Below are 20,151 nucleotides of genomic sequence, written 5' to 3'. Positions count from 1 at the left end.
GCAAGAGCGGGCGAGGTCAAGGGCGAATGCTCGCGGGGCTCACTTTCCGATGGTCCTCCGCGCCCGGAACTCGGCCGGTTCCGGCTTGCGGTTGTTCTTCTTCAGGATCTCCCTGAACTCGTCGCGGCGCTCGTGGATCGAGGCGATGACGAGGCCCATGGGCACGCCGATATCCGCCAGCACCGCCTCGCTGAGCTGAAGGGAGGCTTCGATCGTTTCCGGCACCGCATCGTCCACGCCGAGATCGTAGAGGAGGGCGGCGTGCCGTGCGTCCCGCGCCCGGGCGACGATGGTGATGTCGGGCCGCTCCTGGCGGGCGGCGGTGACGACCGCCTCGATGGCGCTGGGAACGTCCAGAGTGATGACGAGGGCGCGCGAATATTCGATGCCGCAGGCCCGCAGGAAGTCGGGATAGGACCCGTCGCCGAAGAAGACGGGCTTCCCGGCCTTGCGCTCCTCCGCGACCCTGGCCGGGTCCATGTCGATGGCGAGATAGGGCACCTTGTGACGTTCGAGCATGTCGCCGACGAGCCGGCCGACCCGGCCGTAACCGGCGATGATGACGCGGTTGACCTCGTCCGACGGCGGCGGGACGGAGGCCGCCGGATTGCTCGGGCGCGTTCTTTCGAGCTGCCGGCTCAGTCGGCGCGCAATGCGGGCGAGAACCGGAATGGCGATCATCGTGAGCGTGGTCACGAGCAGGAGGTCCCGGCCGATCCCATCGGGAACGAGTCCCGCAGCCATGGCGCTGCCGAGGATGACGAGGGCGAATTCCCCGCCGGGGCCGAGGAGCAGGCTCGTCTCCGCCGCTTCCGACGCATTGAGGCCGAAGGGGCGGGCGAGCCAGAAGATGATCACGCTCTTGATGGAGATGACGGCGGTCGCCACCGCGAGGATGGCCAGCGGGATCTCATAGAAGCGGAAAAAGTCGAGGCTCATGCCGACCGACACGAAGAAGACGCCGAGCAGGAGGCCCTTGAAGGGCTGGATCGTCGTGTCGATGGCGCGGCGGTACTCGGTTTCGGACAGAAGAATACCCGCGATGAAGGCGCCGAGCGCCATGGAGAGCCCGCTCGCGGCGGCGATCAGGCTCGTCGCGATGACGACGAGCAGGCAGGCCGCCATAAAGGCCTCGGGACTTCTCGTGGCCGAGACGAGCTGGAAGAAGGGGCGCAGGATCACCCTCCCGAGCACCACGATGAGCATCAGGGCAAGGCCTGCCTGCAGGAGCGCAAGGGCAAAGGAGCCCATGGTCGCTCCCGGCACCCTCCTATCGAGCGCGGCGACAGTGAAGAGGATCGGGGCGACCAGGAGATCCTGGAACAGGAGGGCAGAGAAGCTCGCGCGGCCGGCCGTGGTGTTGAGCCGCTTCTGTTCCGCCAGGACCGGCAGGACGATGGCGGTGGAGGACAGGGCGAAGGCTATGCCGATGATGGCGGCCCCCGTGACGGAGCCGGCAAGGCTCATGGCAAGAAGGCCGATGGCCAGCGCACAGGTGAGAACCTGGAGCGATCCGAAGCCGAAGACGAGGCGGCGGAGCGTTCTCAACCTCTGCCAGGACAGCTCGATGCCGATGGTGAAGAGCAGGAAGACCACGCCGAATTCGGCGAGCCTCGACGTTCCCTCCGGGTCGGTGAAGGTCAGCCAGTCGACCCAGGGATGCTCCTGCACCAGACGCCCGAGGCCGTAGGGCCCCAGCAGCGCGCCTGCGCCGAGAAACCCCAGGACCGGGCTGATCTTCAGCCGGTGGAACAGGGGGACGACGATGCCTGCCGTTGCCAGAAAGAGAATAGGTTCCTGATAAGCGTGCAGGTCTATCGAAGCGGCCATCTACTCTTTCATCCGGTTCGGGGCATCTTGGTTGCAGGGGGAGCCGGAGCGCAAGGGCAAACTCTACTCAGGGCGCGGCCGAGAGAGCCCAGGGGACATCCAGGCTGGGCACGCCCCGGGCGGGTATGGCGCTGACAGTTCACTGGCATGCCCTTCACTTCCGCATGCCAGCTTCTGCCATGCGGAGTTTACCCGAGGGTCGCGAGCGCCTGCGCGAGGTCGGCCACCAGGTCGTCCGGGTGCTCGATGCCGATGGAGACGCGGATCGTCGCATCGGACACGCCGAGGCGGTCGCGGGTCGCCTTCGGCACGCCCGAATGGGTGGTGGAAGCCGGATGCGAGATGAGCGACTCGGTGCCGCCCAGGCTCACTGCGAGCTTGAAGACCTGGAGCGCGTTGAGGACCTTGAAGGCCTCCGCCTCGCCGCCCTTCACGTCGAAGGAGAAGGTGGAGCCCGGAGCGTCGCTTTGGGCCTGATAGACCTCCTTCGCCCGGGAGCCTTCCGGCAGGTAGGCGAGGTGGTGGACCTTCACGACGCCCGGATGCTCGTGCAGGAACTGGGCCACGATCTCCGCATTGCGGTTGGCCGCCGACATGCGAAGCGCCAGCGTCTCGAGGGAGCGGCCGAGCATCCAGCAGGAATGCGGGTCGAGCTGGGTGCCGATGGCGGAACGCAGCAGGCGCACGGTCTTCATCAACTCCTTGGAGCCCAGAGCCGCGCCGGCGATCAGGTCGGAATGACCGCCGACATATTTCGTCAGCGAATAGACCGAGATGTCCGCACCGTGCTTCAGGGGCTTCTGGAAGAGGGGCCCGAGTAGGGTGTTGTCGCAAACGATAATGGGGCGGTGCCCCTGCGCGGCGGCGATTTCGTCGGCGACCCGGCGGATGAGGGCGACATCCACCAGGGTGTTGAGCGGGTTGGAGGGCGTCTCGATCATGATGATCGCCACGCGGCCCTTGCCTTGGGCCTCCTTGGCCGCGGCGCGGATGCTCGCCTCATCCACGCCGTCGCCGAAGCCGACGGCTGCGATGTTCATGTTGGCGAGGGTCTTGGCGATCAGCGTCTCCGTGCCGCCGTAAAGGGGCTGGGAGTGGAGAATCACGTCGCCGGGCCGGGCGAAGGCCAGGATCGTCGTGGCGATGGCCGACATGCCGGAGGAGAAGAGAAGGCCCGCCTCCGCCTCCTCGAAGATCGCGAGCCTGTCCTCGACGATCTCGGAATTCGGATGGTTGAAGCGGGAATAGACGAGGCCGGCGGCCTCGCCCTGCGGCGGCTCCCGGCGGCCGGCCACGTAGTCGAAGAATTCCTTGCCGTGCTCGGCGCTGTTGAACACGAAGGTCGAGGTCAGGAAGACCGGGGGCTTCACGGCGCCTTCCGACAGGGTCGGGTCATAGCCGTAGCCCAGCATCAGCGTTTCGGGCTTCAGCTTGTGATTGCCGATGCGGTCCTTGTGGTAACGGTTGTCAGCCATGGTGTTCTCCTTTGTTATGGGGCTTAACCGATGCGGGCGGTTGCCGAAAGGGGGCCGCAGGACATAGGGTCGTGATGATGGAAGGAATGGTGGGAATGGCGCGTTTTGCCGGAACGGAGTCGTATGTCGCAACCGAGGACCTGAAGGTCGCGGTGAATGCGGCGATCGCGCTGGAGCGTCCGCTCCTGGTGAAGGGCGAGCCCGGCACCGGCAAGTCGGTCCTGGCGGAGGAGATCGCCCGGAGCCTGAATGCCCCGCTTCTCACCTGGCACATCAAGTCCACCACCAAGGCCCAGCAGGGGCTCTACGAATACGATGCGGTCTCGCGCCTGCGCGACAGCCAGCTCGGCGATCCGCGGGTGTCGGACATCCGCCACTACATCAAGCGCGGCAAGCTGTGGGAGGCCTTCGCCTCCGATGCGAGGCCCGTACTCCTGATCGACGAAATCGACAAGGCCGACATCGAGTTCCCGAACGACCTGCTGCTCGAGCTCGACCGCATGGAGTTCCACGTTTATGAGACGGGGGAGACGGTTCGGGCCGAGCGGCGGCCCATCGTCATCATCACCTCCAACAACGAGAAGGAGCTGCCGGACGCCTTCCTGCGCCGCTGCTTCTTCCACTACATCAAGTTCCCGGACGCCGAGACCATGGCCCGGATCGTCGAGGTGCACTACCCCGGCATCAAGCACCGCCTCGTCGAGGAGGCGCTCAAGATCTTCTTCGACATCCGCGAGGTGCCGGGACTGAAGAAGAAGCCCTCCACCTCCGAGCTGCTCGACTGGCTCAAGCTGCTGCTCTCGGAGGATATCGGCCCCGAGCAATTGCGGGAGCGCGACACCCGCAAGCTCATTCCGCCGCTCCATGGGGCGCTGTTGAAGAACGAGCAGGATGTGAGCCTGTTCAAAAAACTCGCCTTCATCGCGAGACGAGAGGGGCGCTGATGCTCCGGCTCCTCCTCCTGCGCCATGCCAAGGCCGCCTGGCCCTCCGGTGTTCCCGACGTCGACCGGCCGCTCGCAGGGCGCGGGCGGGACGCGGCAGTCCTGATGGGCGCCTACCTGAAGGAGCAGGGGCTCAAGCCCGATCTGGCCCTCGTCTCGCCGGCCCGGCGGACGCAGGACACCTGGGATCTTGTCCAGCCCATCCTCGGCGAGGTTGAGGCGCAACTCGACGGCCGCATCTACGAGGCCCCGGTCGCGCGGCTCCTGAAGGTGCTGCAGGAGGTCGAGCCCGGCATCCGCACCCTGCTGATGATCGGCCACAATCCCGGCTTCGAGGATCTGGCCGCGCTCCTGATCGCGGGGGGCGACACGGACGGGCTCCTGAGGCTCGGGCGGAAATACCCGACGGCGGGGCTCGCGGTGATCGACTTCCCGCAGGAGAGCTGGGCCGCGATCCAGCGCAAGACCGGGCGGCTGGAGCGCTTCATCACGCCGAAATCATTGGGGAACGGCGAGGACGATTAGGGCTGAGGCGGGTATCCTCAATCCCGTTCTAGCTTCTGATCCTTGTGAAGGTAGCCGGGATCGTACTGCCCCATATGCTTGAGGCGCTCCCAATCCCTAATCACCAGGGTCTTGCCGTGCGAGGCGATGAGCCCCTCCGCCCGGAGCTCCTGGAGAACCCGGTTCACGTGGACGGTGCTCATGCCGAAGGCGTCGCCCAGCTCCTCCTGCGTGATCGGCAGTTCGTAGCTGTCACCCTTCGTCATGCCCACGGTTTCCAGGCGGTCGCGCAGCTCGCAGAAGAAGTGCGCGAGGCGCTCACCGGCCGCCATGCGCCCGAGTGTGGTCATCCACGCCCGGTGCACGGCCCCGTCGACGAGCGTGGTGAACCAGAGCACGCGCGTCAGATACGGATAGCGTTTCGTGATCTCCCTCAAGTCGCCGTGGGCCACCTGGGCGACCCTGCAGGCGGTGAGCGCACCGACGCCGCCGTCCATCCTCTTGAGGAGGAAGCTATGCAGGTCGGCAAAGTCGCCGGGCACGTGAAAGGCCGTGATCTGCCGCTTCCCATCGGCTGAATGGTTGTGGCGGGTGGCGAAGCCCTCGAGGATGAGGCTGCTGTGGGACGGAGTGCTGCCCTCGGCCACGATCTCCTCGCGCGGGCGATAGGCGACGACGCGAGCCGTAATCTGTTGGAGTACCTGTCTTTCCTCGTCGGAGAGCGGGCCATGCCGCTCAAGATTGACGATCAGGGGATGAGACATGCTTGCAGCCTAGAAGCTCAGGAATGACGTGACGGCTTGGAGGCCGAGGAGAGCACGGCAAGCATGGCCTTGTATAGACGCGGCGGCAGCGCCTCGATGAACGGGATCGTCATCAGCTCCCGCCCCGTCTCGTCCGCGATGATGATGGCGTCGTCGAGCCAATCGTCCTTCCCTTGCCGGACGGCCTCGCTAAGAAGGTCGCGGATGCCATGGAGGGCGTCGTCCCGGGCCGCATCGATGTCGGGAAGATCGACCCCTTCGGAGTCCTCGATGATCTGGCCGCCTTGCCGGATGTGGCAGTAATATCGGGGCATGCACCCAAACTAGGATTCAGCTCCCTTGTTCCCCGGCAGGGCATCGGCCTTCGTCCCCTGCTTCATCCTTCCCTTGCCGAACAATTCCTCCACATCATCGTTCTGCCTGAAACGCCATCCCAAATGGATTTGGGTGTAAGGGGGCTGATCCCACATGGTGCCTGAGACGCTGCTTGCGCTCTTCCTTGCCGGGCGCGCCCTGCTGCCCGACGCGCTGGCTTCTCCCGGCGAGGCCGTGAGCGGGACGCAGGTGACTGAGGCCCGCTACGAGGCCGGGGAACGGGCGGTGACCAACTGGCGCTCGCAGGCCGTGGAGGCCCTGGAGCCGAAAGCCGCGATCGCGCTGGTGACGCTGCTCGGGGCCGAGCGGCCGGTGGTGACGCGCTGCGTGAAGCTCAACAACTACTGGTGCATCAAGAGCGCCCGCTGGAACGGGGAGATCGCGACCGACAATGAGGGCCATGTCGGCTTCGTTTCGGCCGATCATGGGGCCGATGCCGCGGCCACCCTGCTGCGGCGCTACTATCTCGATTTCGGCCGCAAATCGGCTCTTGCCATCGTGCGCCGCTGGGCGCCGGCGGAGTGCAACATCGCCACGGGCATCGGCGGCGTGGCGGTCCTGGCGGTCAAGGGCATCGGCGGCACGGTCCGCGCCCGCTATCTCGCCTCGCGCCGCGGGAAGGGGAGGGTGCGCTACACCGCAAAGGCCAGGCCCGGCGGCAAGTCCGGGCGGGTCTCCATGGTGATCCCGATGGCGCCGAAGACACCACGGTACCGCGTGCCCGACATCGCCTCGGGAATGGGGGAGAAGCAGAAGGCCGAGCCTCGACGCCCGCCCCGCGCGGCCGCCCGCCCTCAGCCCGGGCGCGAGCCTGCAGCGACCGCCTCCGTTGCGCCAAAGGCTGCCGTCACCGCCTGCGCCCCCGATGAACAACGCCTGCGCAACTATGCGAGCCGGATGGTCGAGGGGCTGAACCTCGGGCCGGAGGACGACCTCAAGCTCTTTGCCGAAAACGGCACGCCCCAGCCGAACCTCGCCCATGTGATGCTCGCCATGTCGGCCTTCGAGCTGGGTGCGTTGAGGGCCAGCCCCGACCTCGTGGAGCGGGCGATCCTGCGGGCCGGGGCGAAGGCGGAGGCCGCGGCGACCACCGCCAAGGGCGGGCTGCCGCAGGGCTCGGCCCAGTGAGGTCGCCTTGCGAGTCGGGCCCGAGCGCCCCACTTTCAAGCTTGGCTTGAGAGAATTGGGTTTGTCGTCGTGTCCGTGATCACCAGCTTCGCCTCCCGTGCGGGCTCCGCCGCGCAATCGCTCTGGGAAGCCTCCGGACAGCTCGTCCAGCCCTCCCTTCGCCTCGGGGTCACGGGGCTCGCCCGCTCCGGCAAGACCGTCTTCACCACTGCGCTCGTGCACCATCTCGTGCGTGGCACGAATCTTCCCGCCTTCCGCGCCTCTGCCGAAGGCCGCATCCGGCGGGCGCATCTGGCGCACCAGCCGGACGATGCGGTGCCGCGCTTTCCTTACGAGGAGCACATGGCGGCGCTCACGGAAGACCGCCGCTGGCCCCAATCCACCAACCGCATCAGCGAGTTGCGGGTTGAGGTTGAATACGAACGCAAGAGCGGGTGGCGCACGGGGCCGGCCATGCTGGCCCTCGACATCGTGGACTATCCCGGCGAATGGCTGCTCGACCTTGCCCTGCTCGATGCGGGCTTCGCGGAATGGTCCCGCGAGACGGTGGAGGCGAGCCGCAAGCGCGACCGGGCGGCGGTGGCCGGACGCTGGCACGAGATCCTGAAAAGCCTCGATCCGTCAGGTCCCTCCGACGAGATGCTCGCAGCAAAGGCAAGCGAGGCCTTCAAGGATTATCTGACGGCGCTGCGCGCAGGCTCCGAGGCTGTGGCGACCACGCCGCCGGGGCGCTTCCTCATGCCCGGCGACCTTGCGGGCTCGCCCGCGCTCACCTTCGCGCCCCTCGACCTGACGCCGGGCCGGCCCATCGCGCCGGGGAGCTTCGCGGCTCTCATGGAGCGGCGCTTCGAGGCCTACAAGACCCATGTGGTCCGGCCCTTCTTTCGCGACCATTTCCAGCGCATCGACCGGCAGATCGTGCTGGTGGACGTGCTCTCCGCCATCGATGCGGGGCCGCTGGCCCTCGCCGAGCTGGAGGAGGCGCTCGATCAGGTGCTCATGGCCTTCCGCACCGGGCGCAACACGCTTCTCTCCCGCCTGTTCTCGCCCCGCGCCGACCGGGTGTTGTTCGCGGCCACCAAAGCAGACCACATCCATCACACGGACCACGACCGGCTCGATGCGATCCTGCGCCTGCTCGTGAACCGGGCGGCGAAGCGCACGGAGGCGGCGGGCGCGCGGGTCGGGACCGTGGCGCTGGCGTCCGTGCGCGCCACGCGGGAGACCACCATCCGCGAGGGCCGGGAGATGCTCCGCGCGGTGGCCGGGGTGCCGGAGGCGGGCGAGCGGGTGGGGGACGAGATCTTCGACGGGGAGGCGGAGGCTGCGATCTTCCCCGGCGAGCTGCCGGAGACGGCGGAGGCGGTATTCCAGGGGGCGATCACGCCCGGCTCCCTGCGCTTCCCGCGCTTCCGCCCGCCGAAGCTTCCCGTCGATGCGGCGGGACGCATGGCCAAGATGCCCCACATCCGCCTCGACCGCGCCCTTGAATTCCTGCTGGGGGACCGCTTCGCATGAGCCGCCAACCGCGCGCCTATCGTCTCGACGACCCGAACGTGACCGGCGGCTCCGTGACCGTCACGGAGGAGCCTTTCGACGCCATCGAGGCGGCGGACGGGGTTGTCGTGCCCATGGCGGAGAAGCGCCGCGCCCCGTGGGCGGGCCTGCTGATCTCGGCGCTCTCCGGTCTTCTCCTGCTGGGCCTAGGGCTTGCCCTCGAGAACCTTATCATGGACCTCTACGCTGTCCAGCCCTGGCTCGGCTGGGTCGCCCTGGCGCTCGCCTTTCTGGCGGCCATCGCCTTCCTCGCCATCATCGGCCGCGAGGTGCTGGGGATCTGGCGCGAGCAGAAGATCGAGAACCTGCGCGAGGCGGCCATCGACGCGCTGGCGGTCAAGGACCACAAGGGGGCGAAGGGCATCGTATCCGATCTGATTGCGCTCTACGGGCGCCGCAGCAGCGCCGCCCGGGGCAGCGCCAGGCTGAAAGAACTCACCGACGAGATCATCGATGCGGATGACCGCCTCGCGATCGCCGAGCGCGAACTGCTCGCCCCCCTCGACGCGCAGGCCAAGCGCGCCATTGCGGGAGCCGCGAAGCAGGTCTCGCTGGTGACGGCGGTAAGCCCGCGCGCCATCGTGGACGTGGCCTTCGTGATTTTCGCGGCGGTGCGGCTCCTGCGCACGCTCGCGCGCATCTATGGCGGCCGGCCCGGCCTGTTCGGGTTCCTGCGTCTGGCGAAAGCCGCCTTCAACCACCTTGCCGTCACCGGCGGCGTGGCGGTGGGCGACAGCCTGATGCAGCAGGTGCTCGGATTGGGCCTGGCGGCGCGGGTTTCCGCCAAGCTGGGCGAGGGGGTGCTCAACGGGCTGATGACGGCCCGCTTCGGGCTCGCTGCCCTCTCCGTCTGCCGCCCGCTCCCCTTCATCCGCGAGGAGCCGCCGAAGATCGGGGACGTGGCGGGCGAGCTGCTGAGCCGGGCGGAGACAGCCGTCGCCGAGAAGTAGGCGCGGCCACTTCGACGATTGACGGGCCGGGTTCCATCCCCCACAAGGGCGCGCTTTCCGACGTTGCCCGGCTCCGATGCTCTTCAACTCCTTCGTCTTCCTCTTCGCCTTCCTGCCTGTGGCTCTCCTGGGTCACTGGGCGGTCGAGCGCTTGAAGCCGGAATGGCGTCTGCCGCTGCTGCTGATCCTGTCTGTGGCGTTCTACGGTTATTGGGACTGGCGCTTCGTCCCGCTGCTCGTGGTCTCGGTCCTGGCGAACTGGCTCATAGCCCAGATTTTCGTTCAAAGCGGCAGGGACATGCTGATCGCGCTCGCGATTATCACCAACCTGCTGGTGCTGGCCATCTTCAAGTACTGGAACTTTTTCGCCGAGCTTGCGAATACGGTTCCGGGCGTTCACGCGCCGCTCTTCGACATTGCGCTGCCGCTCGGCATCTCGTTCTTCACCTTTCACCACATCATGTACCTGACGGATCTGAAGGCAGGCCGTGCGCCGCGCTACGATCTCGTCCGCTACGGCCTCTACATCGCCTTCTTCCCGCAGGTTCTCGCCGGCCCGCTTGTGCGCTGGAGCGAGATCATGCACCAGTTCGACGAGCGGCCCTACGAGCGCTCCGACGCGGAGGAGCGATTCGCCCGAGGACTGATGCTGCTGATCGCAGGCCTGGCGAAGAAGGTCTTTCTGGGCGATGCGCTGGCGGCCTATGTGAATCCGATCTTCGAAATGGCCGCCGCAGGACAGGCGATCTCCGTAGGCAAAGCCTGGCAGGCGATGCTGGGCTTCACCTTCCAGATCTATTTCGACTTTTCCGGCTATACCGACATGGCTCTGGGCCTCGGCCTCATGCTCGGCATCGTCCTGCCGCAGAATTTCGATGTGCCGTACCGCTCCGTCTCGCTGCAGGATTTCTGGCGGCGCTGGCACATGACCCTGTCGCGGTTCCTGCGCGACTATCTCTACATCGCCATGGGCGGCAACCGGAAAGGGCTCGCGGTCCAGATCGGAGCCCTCTTCGCCACCATGACGCTGGGGGGCCTCTGGCATGGGGCGGGCCTCACCTTCGTGGCCTGGGGCGCACTCCATGGACTCGCGCTCGGCATCGGCGTGCTCTGGCGCAGGGCCGGACTGACGATGCCGAAGCCCGCGGGCTGGGTCCTGACCATGCTCTTCGTCATGCTCACCTGGGTACTGTTCCGCGCGACCTCCTTTGATGCGGCGGTACGCATCTATGAGGGACTGATCGGGCTCGGCGATCCGGAATTCGCGATCAAGTGGCGGACGATCCTCGTCGCTGCGCTCGTGGCGACGGTCGGCCCGACGGCCTGGATGCTCGTTCACCGAATCCCGCCCCGGCGCTGGATCGCGGCGGCCTTCGCCATCCTCTTCGTGGTCGTGCTGTTCAAGATCGGCGATGATGCCAATTATGAATTCATCTACTTCCAGTTCTGATCAAGCCTCCTGGCGGAGCTTTACGGTCGTGCTGCTTGCAGGCGCGGCGCTGGCGCTCGCCTTGCTCATCGGCTTCATCGCCCTGATCGAGCCCTATGACACAGGCCGCTCTCCCTTCTTCGGCGAGGCGGGGCTGCGCCCGCTCGGGCCTGCAAGCGCCAATGCCAGCCGCGGGCGGGACCCTGCCTTCGATTCCATGATCGTCGGCAATTCGCGCATCCAGCTCATCTCGCCCGAACGGCTGAGAAAGGCGACAGGGCTCGACTTCGTTCAACTCTCCGTTCCGGGCTCGGGGCCGAAGGAGCATCTCGCCCTGATCGGCTGGTTCCTCCGGCATCGGGAAACGCCGCCCAAGGCCCTGGTGGTGAGCATCGACGAGACCTGGTGCACCTCCGACCCGGAACTGACCAACGAGCGGCCGTTCCCGTTCTGGCTCTACAGCAACGATCCCCTCGAATACGGCAGGGGCCTGTTGCGCTTCGACGTGCTGGAGGAGGTGCCGCCGCGCCTTGCCTACCTCCTCGGGTTCAAGGACGAACGCATCCGGGCGGACGGCTATTGGGACTACGACGCCGATTACGCCGCCCGTGGCGACAAGCTCGGGCCCGCGGGCCGCCGGGAGCTGCAGCAGAAGCCCTATGCCAATGCCCGGCGATACGAGAGCGATCCGCAGGAGAGCCGATATACCTTCCCCGCAGCGCAGCGGATCGGCGCTGTGGCAGCATCCCTGCCCGAGGAGGCTGTTCTCGTTCTGGTGGCGCCGCCGCTCCATGTGAATTCGCTCCCGCCTGAAGGCACGGAGCAGGCTTTCCGCCTGCAGGCCTGCCGGGACGCCATCACAACTGCAGCGCAGGGCGCCCATGGCCGCACGGCCCTGGTGGACTGGCGGATGAATCGTCCGGAAATCCGCAATCCCGACCTTTTCTTCGACAGGATCCACTACCGCCAGCCCATCGCCCGGGCGATGGAGGCCGATATCGTCGAGGCGATCCGTCGGCAGCGATAGGCTTTAGGCGGATGAGCCGTCGAGAAGCAGTCTTGCGGCCGTGATCCACATCACCAGCGCGATTCCGGCGTCGAGAATCCGCCAGGTGACCGGACTTGCAAAGAAAGGGCGCAGCAGGCGCGCGCCATAGCCGAGGGAAAAGAAGAAGGTGAAGGAGGCCAGCATGGCCCCGAGTGCGAAGGCTCCCCGGTTCCCGGTAAATTGGGTCGAGATTGAGCCGATCAGGACGACGGTGTCGAGATAGACGTGCGGGTTGAGCCAAGTGAAGGCGAGGCAGGTGAGCATTGCGCGGCGCAGGCTTGCCGGCGTGGCCTCCGAGGTCTTGAAGGCCGTTGCCTCGAACGCAGCCATGAGGCTGCGAACGCCGTACACGATGAGAAACCCTGCTCCGAAATAGCGCATGGCGGTTTCCGCCCAAGGCAGGAATGCGCTGATCCGGGCGAAGCCGGCGACTCCCGCCAGGATCAGCACGGCGTCGGAGATTGCGCAGGTGAGGCATACGGCCAGGACATGCTCGCCCCGAAGCCCGAGGCGGAGCACGTAGGCGTTCTGGGCTCCAATGGGAAGGATCAGGCTGAGCCCCAGCAGGAAGCCGGAGATGAAAGCACCCGTCATGTCGATGATCCGAAAGATGTGACGGATCTCCGATAGACGGACCTGCAGAATTAGGACAGTTAAAGATCGTAAGTCCAGATTAGGGTTTCTAACGCATGCTCGACTATGCCCTTCTCTCTGCCCTCGCGGCTGTGGTCCGGACCGGCAGTTTCGAGCGCGCGGCGAAACAGCTCCACGTCACACCGTCGGCGATCTCCCAGAGGGTGAAATTGCTGGAGGAAAGACTTGGCGTTGTGCTCGTGGTGCGCGGCCAGCCCTGCACCGCAACGGCCGCCGGGGAGCGCCTCTGTCAGCATGTGGAGCAGGTTGCGCTTCTGGAGAACTCGCTGCGCTCGAGTCTCCCTGGCCTTCAGCCTGGCACGCGGCCGGTGACCCTTCGGATTGCCGTCAATGCCGACAGTCTCGCTACATGGTTCGTTGCGGCGATGGCAGGGACCGAAGGCTATCTGTTCGATCTCGTCCTGGACGATCAGGATTACAGCGCGGAATGGCTGCGCCGAGGAGATGTCCTGGCCGCTGTGACCTCCCACGGAATGCCGGTCCAGGGCTGCAACTGTCATCCTCTCGGCGCCCTGCGCTACGCCGCGACCGCAAGTCCGGCTTTCATCGAACACTGGTTTGCCGGTGGGCTCGACGAGGCGGCGGCCGCTCGCGCACCGTGCCTGACGTTCAACCAGAAAGACCGGTTGCAGTCGTTATGGCTGCGGCAGGCCCTCGGTGTCGAGATGAACCCGCCGCTCCATTGGCTGCCGTCCTCCCAAGCCTTCGTGGATGCAGCCCTTGCTGGGCTCGGCTGGGGGATGAATCCGGAGCCCCTGGTCGCCGAGCATCTGCGCACCGGAAGGCTCGTTGCCCTGATGCCGGATCAGCTGCTGGAGGTGCCCCTGTTCTGGCAGCAGAGCCGGATCGTCAGGCCGCTGCTGTCCGATGTGACCCGGTCCGTCTTGGAGGCTGCCCGCGCAGTCCTGTCGCCGGTCCGGCCGGGGCTTGACCCGGCGGGCCGGTAGGAGCCGGGAAGCAAGGTGCGGTCCTACCGCGCTTCCGCCGTAGTCCTTAAGGGTGCGGCAAATCGTTCGCCGGGCGTTTCCCTTGGATTCCAGCGCCTTGAAGGGAAGGCTTTTTAGCTTCTTAGACAAATCGGTGACGCTTAATTCCGTTGTCCTGCGCCTCGCTTACGATTATAGGGGCGCCACGGTTCATCGGGGAAGAACGGCCCAACATGACAGACATCGTTATCGATGAAGGTTATCGACCGACAGAAGACGAACCCTTCATGAATGAGCGCCAGAAGGAGTATTTCCGGCGTAAGCTGATCCGGTGGAAGAACGATATTCTCAGGGAAGCTCAGGAAACGCTTGCGACTCTGCAGAGCGAGAACGAGAATCATCCCGATCTCGCGGATCGTGCCTCATCGGAAACCGACCGCGCCATCGAGCTTCGCGCCCGCGACCGCCAGCGCAAGCTCATCGCCAAGATCGACGCCGCCCTCGCGCGGATCGACGACGGCACCTACGGCTATTGCGAGGAAACCGGAGACCCGATTTCCCTCAAGCGCCTGGAGGCACGGCCGATCGCGACCCTCTCGCTCGAAGCGCAGGAACGCCACGAACGCAACGAGCGGGTCTACCGGGACGACTGATCGCTCCCTTCTGTGATTCAAATAAGAAAAGGGCTCCGCTTGCGGAGCCCTTTTCTTATTGAGGCGACGGTTGAGAAAGGCGCTGGAGCGCCTTCAGCCCTTCTTGCCAGAGTCTAGTGGACGGCCGAGCAGGCGGGCGAATTCCGCCTCGATATCCTCCACCGAGAAGGGATCCGGGGCCTTTTCGGGCTCCTTCTTCTCGGCGGCCGGTGCTTCCGCTGCCTTGGCGGGAGCGGGAGCATTTGCGGCAGGCTGGACCGGAGGAGTGACCGGAGCCGGGCGCACCGGCTCCACGGCGGGGCTCGGCGGCTCGGCAGCCCGGATCTGGGCCGGCTGCTCGATGCGAACATCGACCTTAGGAGCCTCCTCGACGGCGGTCTCCGGCTCTTCCCGGCCCGGACCGGGCTCGAGAAGCTCGTCCTCGCCGGCCACTTCCTCCCGCGCCGCCTGCGGCGCGGGAGCCGCGGGAGCGGGAGCCACAGCGGGAGCCGGCGGCGGGGGGACCGGGCTCGCCGGACGCTTCAGCGCCTCCTCGAGCTGCTTGGCCATGTCGGACAGGACCGCGGCATCCGGCGAGCGCCGTTCGGCCGGAGCCGGTTGCGGTGCGCGGACGGGCGGGGGAGGCGCGGGCGGAGCCGGCGGAGGGGCCGGCGGCGTCGGGGTCGACCGCGACTGGAAGGGCGGGGGCGCGAAGGCCGGCCGGGGCTCGGGACGCTCCGCCACGGGCTCCGGCGCGGAACGCGGCGGCGGCGGAGCGGGGCTGCGGGCTTCGGCGCGAAGACCCTGTACGGCGGGAGCGACCGACATATGGACGGAATCGGGCTTCAGCACAGGCTCGGGACGGGCCGGCGCCGGAGCGCTGACCGAGGCGACCGCGGAGAGCTCCTCGTCGATGTCGGACTCCTCGGACGGCCGGCGCGACAGGCTGCCGAGCTGGGCGGCGAGCTGCGCCTCGATGGAGGGGCGGCCCGCCTCGACCTGCGGATGGCGCGCGCCCTGGTCGAAGGCCGGCTCGATGCGCTCGGCGTCGTTCGAGGCGGCGGGAATGCGTGCGCCGGCGACCCGGACGATATTGGTCTCGATCACGACGTCGTTGAGGCCGCCGATGAGAAGCAGGTGCTCCACATTGTCCCGCCGGAGCAGGACAAGCTGGCGCTGCCGGTCGAGCTCGTAGATGTCCACCACGCCGAGGCGCGGCTGGCGGCTGCGGTTGCGGTCGCCGCCGGGCATCATCAGGCGGGCGCCCGTGAGCTTGCGAAGAACGACGCCGAAAAGCACGAGCAGGGCTCCGATGATCAGAAAGGCAATGACGTACTTGACCGGCCCTAGTGCTTCAAAACCAAAAAGAGATGACACGATGAACTCTCAAGCCTTGTGGGGGCCTTTGCAGGCCAGTTCTGTGGTGGTTGTACCACATTGGCTGCCAAAGCGAGCGGCAAGGTTAACAGATGGTTAACGGCGACGCCCTCGCATGTGGCAAAGGAGGAAGGGAGCGGCCCCCGGCGTCCGGCCGGAAAAGACCTTCATCCCCTTCTATAGAAGCAAATGTGGCCGGGAGCGGGCAAAGCTCAAGGGTTTGAGGCTCTTATCCCATGCAAAGCCTGGATTGCGGGGCTCTTGCGCTTTCTCTTGATGCCGCCTTAGAGGTCAATCAATAAATTTCATCTATGCTGGCCGGACGGGTCGAGCGCCCGGCCGCGTCTCTGAAGCCGGAGTCGCAGGGCGCTGGCCGTTTCCTTGGGGATTGTGACGTTTCATGGCTCATGTGGGCGATACGCCAAAGGGCGCGACGATCGATCGTTCAGACCGTCCCGGCCATATCGGGTTTGTCCTGCTGCTGGCGACCCTGCTGGTGGGTGCGGTGCTAAGTCTGCGCTTCCTCGGCGTCGAGCAGGCTCAGCCGCTGATCCTCGGGCTCCTGGCCTTTCTCGCCATGGCGGGCGTCTTCTTTCTCTTCGCCATGGCCATCGGCGTCATCCAGTTCTCCGGCCAGACGGTCCGCAACGACATCACCAAGCTCATGGCCGACACCTCGAGCGAAGGCCTCGTGGTGATCGAGGACGACGGGCGCGTCATCTACGCCAATGAGACCTATCTCGCGATTGCCGGGGCCAATGGGGGCGACGGAGACGTCCGGGCCGTCGAGCGCCTCTTCATGGGGGCGCCGGAAGTCTCCGAGGCCATCTACCGGCTCTCCCAGGCGGCGCGCGAGCAGCGCAACGGAGCGGAGGAGATCCGCCTGTCTCCCTCCCTCGACGGGGCGCAGGAATTCGGCTGGTACCGCGTGCGCGTGCGTCCCGTGCCGCGTCCCGGCGGACGGCAGGCGGCCCTGTGGACGATCGCCGACGTGACCCATGAGCGCGAGCGGCAGGAGAACGTCTTCCAGGAGCTCCAGCACGCCATCGATTACCTCGATCATGCGCCTGCGGGCTTCCTCTCCATCGGGCCGGACGGCTCCATCGTCTACCTCAATGCGACCCTGGCCTCATGGCTCGACTACGACCTCGCCCAGGTAGGGTCCGGGGGCTTGAGCCTGTCGGATATCGTGCCGCGCAACGTGGTGGCGATGATGGCCTCCTTCTCCGGCGAGCCGGGCAGCGTGCGCACCGAGACCTTCGACCTGGATCTTCGCCGCCGCAACGGCCAGTTCCTGCCGGTGCGCCTCTATCACCGCATCGCCTTCGGACAGGACGGCCAGATGGGCGCGTCCCGCACCCTCGTCCTCAACCGCTCCCCCGGCGTCGAGGTGGACGAGGGGCAGCGGGCGGCGGAGGTGCGCTTCGCCCGCTTCTTCAACAACACGCCGATTGCCATTGCGACCGTCAACCGGACCGGCCGGATCGTCCATGCGAACGCGCCCTTCACCAAGCTTTTCGGGGCCCTGCCGCGCACGGGCGATGCCGGAGGGGAGAGGCCTGCCATCCTCGACGCCTTTCGCGACGGCGCGCCCATCGAGGCGGCCCTCAGGGCGGCCGCGGAGAACCGGGGCGACATCCAGCCCCTCGAACTGCAGCTGGCGGGTGAGAATGCGGGCTCCGTCCGGGTCTGGGTGACGCCCGTGGGCGATACCGGCACGGACGACGAGACGGCAATCCTCTACGCCCTCGACACCACGGATTTCCGGAAAGTGGAGGAGCAGCTCGCCCAGTCGCAGAAGATGAACGCGGTGGGCCAGCTCGCCGGCGGCGTGGCGCACGACTTCAACAACGTGCTCCAGGCCATCATCGGCTACAGCGATCTGCTGCTGGGCAGCCACCGGCCGACGGACCCGTCCTTCCAGGACATCATGCAGATCAAGCAGAACGCCAACCGGGCCGCGAGCCTGGTGCGCCAGCTCCTGGCCTTCTCCCGCCGCCAGACCCTGCGGCCGGAGGTGCTGAACCTCAACGACCGGCTCTACGATCTCTCCATGCTCCTGAAGCGCCTTCTCGGCGAGCGCGTGGAGCTCGACCTCAGCCACGGGCGCGACCTGTGGTTCGTGAAGGCCGACGTGAACCAGTTCGAGCAGGTGGTCGTGAACCTCGCCGTCAATGCGCGCGACGCCATGCCGGGCGGCGGCAAGCTCGCGATCCGCACGGCCAATGTTTCGCAGGCCGAGGCCGCCCGCCTGAACGTGAGCGGCATACCCGCCGCCGATTATGTGCTGGTCGAGGTCTCCGACACCGGCACCGGCATGACGCCCGAGGTGCTGGAAAAGATCTTCGAGCCGTTCTTCACCACGAAGGAGATCGGCAAGGGCACGGGGCTCGGCCTGTCGACGGTCTTCGGCATCGTCAAGCAATCCGGCGGCTTCATCGACGTGGACTCGAAGCCCGGGGCGGGCACCACCTTCCGCATTTACCTCCCGCGCCACGTGCCCGAGGTCCAGGAGGTGCCGGAGGAGGTGAAGGCCGACGCGCCCAAGAAGCCTGCCGCCGACATGACCGGGCAGGGCACCATCCTGCTGGTGGAGGACGAGGATCCGGTCCGCGCCGTGAACGCGCGGGCGCTGTCCGCCCGCGGCTACACGGTGCTGGAGGCCGCCTCCGGCATCGAGGCCATGCAGGTCATCGGCGAGCGCGGCGCGGCGGTCGACCTCGTGGTCTCGGACGTGGTGATGCCGGAAATGGACGGCCCCTCGCTGCTGCGCGAGCTGCGCAAGCTCTATCCGGACCTGAAGGTCATCTTCGTCTCCGGCTACGCCGAGGACGCCTTCCGAAAGAACCTGCCCGAAGGAGAGGAGTTCAACTTCCTCCCCAAGCCCTTCAGCCTGCGCCAGCTGGTGGAGACGGTGAAGCAGGTGATGGGGCGGTAGCACGCTGAAATCAGGCAGCTATTTCCCCCGCGGCAATATCGTGGGCGGGGAGCCTGTGAATAAATTGCCGAGAACAAAAAAAGAACTTGCGCGTGTGAACAAAGAGGGTACATATATTGCCTCAACACCGCGTTGAGAATCCCTCCTCCTCCTGCCATAAGGATGTCTGGTCATGTCGCAGTCTTCCCTGAGACTGGTGGAAAGCTCATCAATGGATAAAGATAAATCGAAAGCTCTCGACGCGGCGCTCTCCCAGATCGAGCGCGCCTTCGGCAAGGGCTCGATCATGCGGCTCGGCAAGGGGCAGCAGCCGGTCGAAATCGAAACGATCTCCACGGGGTCGCTGGGCCTCGACATCGCGCTCGGCGTCGGCGGTCTGCCGCGCGGGCGCATCATCGAGATCTACGGGCCGGAATCCTCAGGTAAGACGACCCTGGCGCTGCACACCATCGCCGAAGCCCAGAAGAAGGGCGGCGTCTGCGCCTTCGTGGACGCGGAGCACGCGCTCGATCCGGTCTATGCCCGCAAGCTCGGGGTGAACCTGGACGACCTCCTGATCTCCCAGCCAGACACGGGCGAGCAGGCCCTGGAGATCGCCGACACCCTCGTGCGCTCCGGCGCGGTGGACGTGCTGGTCATCGACTCGGTGGCGGCGCTCACCCCCAAGGCCGAGCTCGACGGCGAGATGGGCGAGGTCCAGCCGGGCCTCCAGGCCCGCCTCATGAGCCAGGCCCTGCGCAAGCTCACCGGTTCGATCTCCCGTTCGAACACGATGGTGATCTTCATCAACCAGATCCGCATGAAGATCGGCGTCATGTACGGAAGCCCCGAGACGACCACGGGCGGCAACGCCCTGAAGTTCTACGCTTCCGTCCGCCTCGACATCCGCCGCGTCTCGACGCTGAAGGATCGCGACGATCCGATCGGCAACTCGGTCCGCGTCAAGGTCGTCAAGAACAAGGTCGCTCCGCCCTTCAAGCAGGTCGAGTTCGACATCATGTTCGGAGAAGGCGTCTCGAAGGTGGGCGAGCTCGTCGATCTCGGCGTCAAGGCCAGCATCGTGGAAAAGTCCGGCGCCTGGTTCTCCTACGACAGCCAGCGCCTCGGTCAGGGCCGCGAGAACGCCAAGCAGTTCCTGCGCGACAACCCGGAGATCGCCAACAAGATCGAATCCCAGATCCGCCAGAACGCCGGTCTCCTGGCCGACCGCATCCTGGAGCAGGCGACCCCGACCGCCGACGATCTGGACGAGGGTTCCGCAGACTAAGGCATGATGAAGATTTTGCTCTCCTTCAAGGGCAAACGAGAGGCCGTCGCGAGAGATCGCGGCGGCCTTTTCTATTCCCACCTGGAGAGTGTTCTTGCTTTGTTCTTGACAGGAGGCTCAAGCTCGGCTATAAAGAGATGTTGTGGCTCACCGAGGGGCGCGCTCGCGAGGCGTCGCTAGCGTGGAGCCCGACACGGTCCTGCGGGAGGGCGAAACGCGCGCCGTCCCGACGGGAGGCCAGTCGCATCCGGCAACGGGTGATGGACCGCCTAAAAAAGCCGTGCGCGAGGGGCCATCCGGCTCTTCCATTACTAACACCATTCGAGCCGGAACGCCCTTCGCGCGACCCCTCGA

At 66.4% G+C, this 20,151-nt stretch carries 17 protein-coding genes; 11 read left to right on the top strand and 6 right to left on the bottom strand.

Annotated elements, in window-relative coordinates:
• Positions 1-39: 39 nt before the first annotated feature.
• A complete protein-coding gene (locus tag LG661_RS05145; protein ID WP_230530805.1) occupies positions 40-1,830 on the bottom strand; it encodes a cation:proton antiporter domain-containing protein in 1,791 nt (596 codons plus the stop codon).
• Positions 1,831-2,018: 188 nt separating this feature from the next.
• On the bottom strand, positions 2,019-3,305 hold the full coding sequence (locus LG661_RS05140) for a cystathionine gamma-synthase family protein (RefSeq protein WP_230530804.1): 1,287 nt from the start codon (positions 3,303-3,305) through the stop codon (positions 2,019-2,021).
• Positions 3,306-3,400: 95 nt separating this feature from the next.
• On the opposite strand from LG661_RS05140, the gene LG661_RS05135 reads away from it, so the two are divergent.
• Both LG661_RS05135 and LG661_RS05130 read left to right on the top strand, forming a co-directional pair.
• Positions 3,401-4,249 carry an AAA family ATPase gene (locus LG661_RS05135; protein ID WP_230530803.1) on the top strand — a complete coding sequence of 283 codons (849 nt, stop codon included), beginning with the start codon at positions 3,401-3,403 and terminating at the stop codon, positions 4,247-4,249.
• A complete protein-coding gene (locus LG661_RS05130) occupies positions 4,249-4,773 on the top strand; it encodes a SixA phosphatase family protein (protein WP_230530802.1) in 525 nt (174 codons plus the stop codon). The genes LG661_RS05135 and LG661_RS05130 overlap by 1 nt, the downstream gene beginning before the upstream one ends.
• 17 nt (positions 4,774-4,790) lie before the next feature.
• Here the strand turns inward: LG661_RS05130 and LG661_RS05125 are convergent, their stop codons facing one another.
• Positions 4,791-5,516: a Crp/Fnr family transcriptional regulator gene (locus LG661_RS05125; RefSeq protein ID WP_230530801.1), complete on the bottom strand. Its 726-nt coding sequence runs from the start codon at positions 5,514-5,516 to the stop codon at positions 4,791-4,793.
• Positions 5,517-5,533: 17 nt separating this feature from the next.
• Positions 5,534-5,830: a DUF6894 family protein gene (locus LG661_RS05120; protein ID WP_230530800.1), complete on the bottom strand. Its 297-nt coding sequence runs from the start codon at positions 5,828-5,830 to the stop codon at positions 5,534-5,536.
• 154 nt (positions 5,831-5,984) lie between these two features.
• On the opposite strand from LG661_RS05120, the gene LG661_RS05115 reads away from it, so the two are divergent.
• The 5 genes from LG661_RS05115 to LG661_RS05095 all read left to right on the top strand — a co-directional run bounded on the left by LG661_RS05115 (position 5,985) and on the right by LG661_RS05095 (position 11,982).
• A complete protein-coding gene (locus LG661_RS05115) occupies positions 5,985-7,019 on the top strand; it encodes a hypothetical protein (RefSeq protein ID WP_230530799.1) in 1,035 nt (344 codons plus the stop codon).
• A 69-nt stretch (positions 7,020-7,088) separates the two neighbouring features.
• Positions 7,089-8,537, top strand: a complete 1,449-nt coding sequence (locus LG661_RS05110) for a YcjX family GTP-binding protein (RefSeq protein ID WP_230530798.1) — start codon at positions 7,089-7,091, stop codon at positions 8,535-8,537.
• Positions 8,534-9,526, top strand: coding sequence for a YcjF family protein (locus LG661_RS05105; protein WP_230530797.1), 993 nt, complete (start codon positions 8,534-8,536; stop codon positions 9,524-9,526). The genes LG661_RS05110 and LG661_RS05105 overlap by 4 nt, the downstream gene beginning before the upstream one ends.
• Positions 9,527-9,602: 76 nt before the next feature.
• Positions 9,603-10,976 (top strand): MBOAT family O-acyltransferase, encoded by a 1,374-nt coding sequence (locus tag LG661_RS05100; RefSeq protein WP_230530796.1) that lies wholly within the window; start codon positions 9,603-9,605, stop codon positions 10,974-10,976.
• Between the two features lie 28 nt (positions 10,977-11,004).
• Positions 11,005-11,982 carry a hypothetical protein gene (locus tag LG661_RS05095; protein ID WP_230530795.1) on the top strand — a complete coding sequence of 326 codons (978 nt, stop codon included), beginning with the start codon at positions 11,005-11,007 and terminating at the stop codon, positions 11,980-11,982.
• 3 nt (positions 11,983-11,985) lie between these two features.
• Here LG661_RS05095 and LG661_RS05090 read toward each other — a convergent pair whose 3' ends face one another.
• The gene (locus tag LG661_RS05090) at positions 11,986-12,597 is read right to left on the bottom strand and encodes a LysE/ArgO family amino acid transporter (protein ID WP_230530794.1); all 612 of its coding nucleotides are present in this window, start codon (positions 12,595-12,597) and stop codon (positions 11,986-11,988) included.
• A 95-nt stretch (positions 12,598-12,692) separates the two neighbouring features.
• Here LG661_RS05090 and LG661_RS05085 point away from each other — a divergent pair, with 95 nt between their 5' ends.
• Together LG661_RS05085 and dksA are read left to right on the top strand one after the other, a co-directional pair.
• Positions 12,693-13,604, top strand: a complete 912-nt coding sequence (locus LG661_RS05085) for a LysR family transcriptional regulator ArgP (protein ID WP_230530793.1) — start codon at positions 12,693-12,695, stop codon at positions 13,602-13,604.
• A gap of 212 nt (positions 13,605-13,816) precedes the next feature.
• Positions 13,817-14,236, top strand: a complete 420-nt coding sequence (gene dksA, locus LG661_RS05080; protein ID WP_230530792.1) for an RNA polymerase-binding protein DksA — start codon at positions 13,817-13,819, stop codon at positions 14,234-14,236.
• Positions 14,237-14,329: 93 nt separating this feature from the next.
• On the opposite strand, the gene LG661_RS05075 is transcribed toward dksA, so the two are convergent.
• Positions 14,330-15,592 (bottom strand): hypothetical protein, encoded by a 1,263-nt coding sequence (locus LG661_RS05075; protein ID WP_230530791.1) that lies wholly within the window; start codon positions 15,590-15,592, stop codon positions 14,330-14,332.
• Between the two features lie 400 nt (positions 15,593-15,992).
• Here LG661_RS05075 and cckA point away from each other — a divergent pair, with 400 nt between their 5' ends.
• Together cckA and recA are read left to right on the top strand one after the other, a co-directional pair.
• A complete protein-coding gene (gene cckA, locus LG661_RS05070; RefSeq protein ID WP_230530790.1) occupies positions 15,993-18,530 on the top strand; it encodes a cell cycle histidine kinase CckA in 2,538 nt (845 codons plus the stop codon).
• 172 nt (positions 18,531-18,702) lie between these two features.
• Positions 18,703-19,797: a recombinase RecA gene (gene recA, locus LG661_RS05065; protein WP_322098839.1), complete on the top strand. Its 1,095-nt coding sequence runs from the start codon at positions 18,703-18,705 to the stop codon at positions 19,795-19,797.
• The last annotated feature ends 354 nt before the right edge of the window (positions 19,798-20,151 follow it).

Source organism: Microvirga roseola, assembly GCF_020866965.1.
Classification (GTDB): domain Bacteria; phylum Pseudomonadota; class Alphaproteobacteria; order Rhizobiales; family Beijerinckiaceae; genus Microvirga; species Microvirga roseola.
The sequence above is the reverse complement of the archived record's forward strand: the minus strand, read 5'-3'. Positions and strand labels throughout refer to the sequence as shown.

Excerpts from the sequence above, each read along its gene's own strand:
- LG661_RS05100 (WP_230530796.1), top strand. The coding sequence starts at position 9,603 with ATGCTCTTCAACTCCTTCGTCTTCCTCTTCGCCTTCCTGCCTGTGGCT.
- LG661_RS05135 (WP_230530803.1), top strand. The coding sequence starts at position 3,401 with ATGGCGCGTTTTGCCGGAACGGAGTCGTATGTCGCAACCGAGGACCTG.
- recA (WP_322098839.1), top strand. The coding sequence starts at position 18,703 with ATGTCGCAGTCTTCCCTGAGACTGGTGGAAAGCTCATCAATGGATAAA.
- LG661_RS05145 (WP_230530805.1), bottom strand. The coding sequence starts at position 1,830 with ATGGCCGCTTCGATAGACCTGCACGCTTATCAGGAACCTATTCTCTTT.
- LG661_RS05140 (WP_230530804.1), bottom strand. The coding sequence starts at position 3,305 with ATGGCTGACAACCGTTACCACAAGGACCGCATCGGCAATCACAAGCTG.
- LG661_RS05120 (WP_230530800.1), bottom strand. The coding sequence starts at position 5,830 with ATGCCCCGATATTACTGCCACATCCGGCAAGGCGGCCAGATCATCGAG.
- LG661_RS05130 (WP_230530802.1), top strand. The coding sequence starts at position 4,249 with ATGCTCCGGCTCCTCCTCCTGCGCCATGCCAAGGCCGCCTGGCCCTCC.
- cckA (WP_230530790.1), top strand. The coding sequence starts at position 15,993 with ATGGCTCATGTGGGCGATACGCCAAAGGGCGCGACGATCGATCGTTCA.
- LG661_RS05125 (WP_230530801.1), bottom strand. The coding sequence starts at position 5,516 with ATGTCTCATCCCCTGATCGTCAATCTTGAGCGGCATGGCCCGCTCTCC.
- LG661_RS05085 (WP_230530793.1), top strand. The coding sequence starts at position 12,693 with ATGCTCGACTATGCCCTTCTCTCTGCCCTCGCGGCTGTGGTCCGGACC.
- LG661_RS05105 (WP_230530797.1), top strand. The coding sequence starts at position 8,534 with ATGAGCCGCCAACCGCGCGCCTATCGTCTCGACGACCCGAACGTGACC.
- dksA (WP_230530792.1), top strand. The coding sequence starts at position 13,817 with ATGACAGACATCGTTATCGATGAAGGTTATCGACCGACAGAAGACGAA.
- LG661_RS05090 (WP_230530794.1), bottom strand. The coding sequence starts at position 12,597 with ATGACGGGTGCTTTCATCTCCGGCTTCCTGCTGGGGCTCAGCCTGATC.
- LG661_RS05115 (WP_230530799.1), top strand. The coding sequence starts at position 5,985 with ATGGTGCCTGAGACGCTGCTTGCGCTCTTCCTTGCCGGGCGCGCCCTG.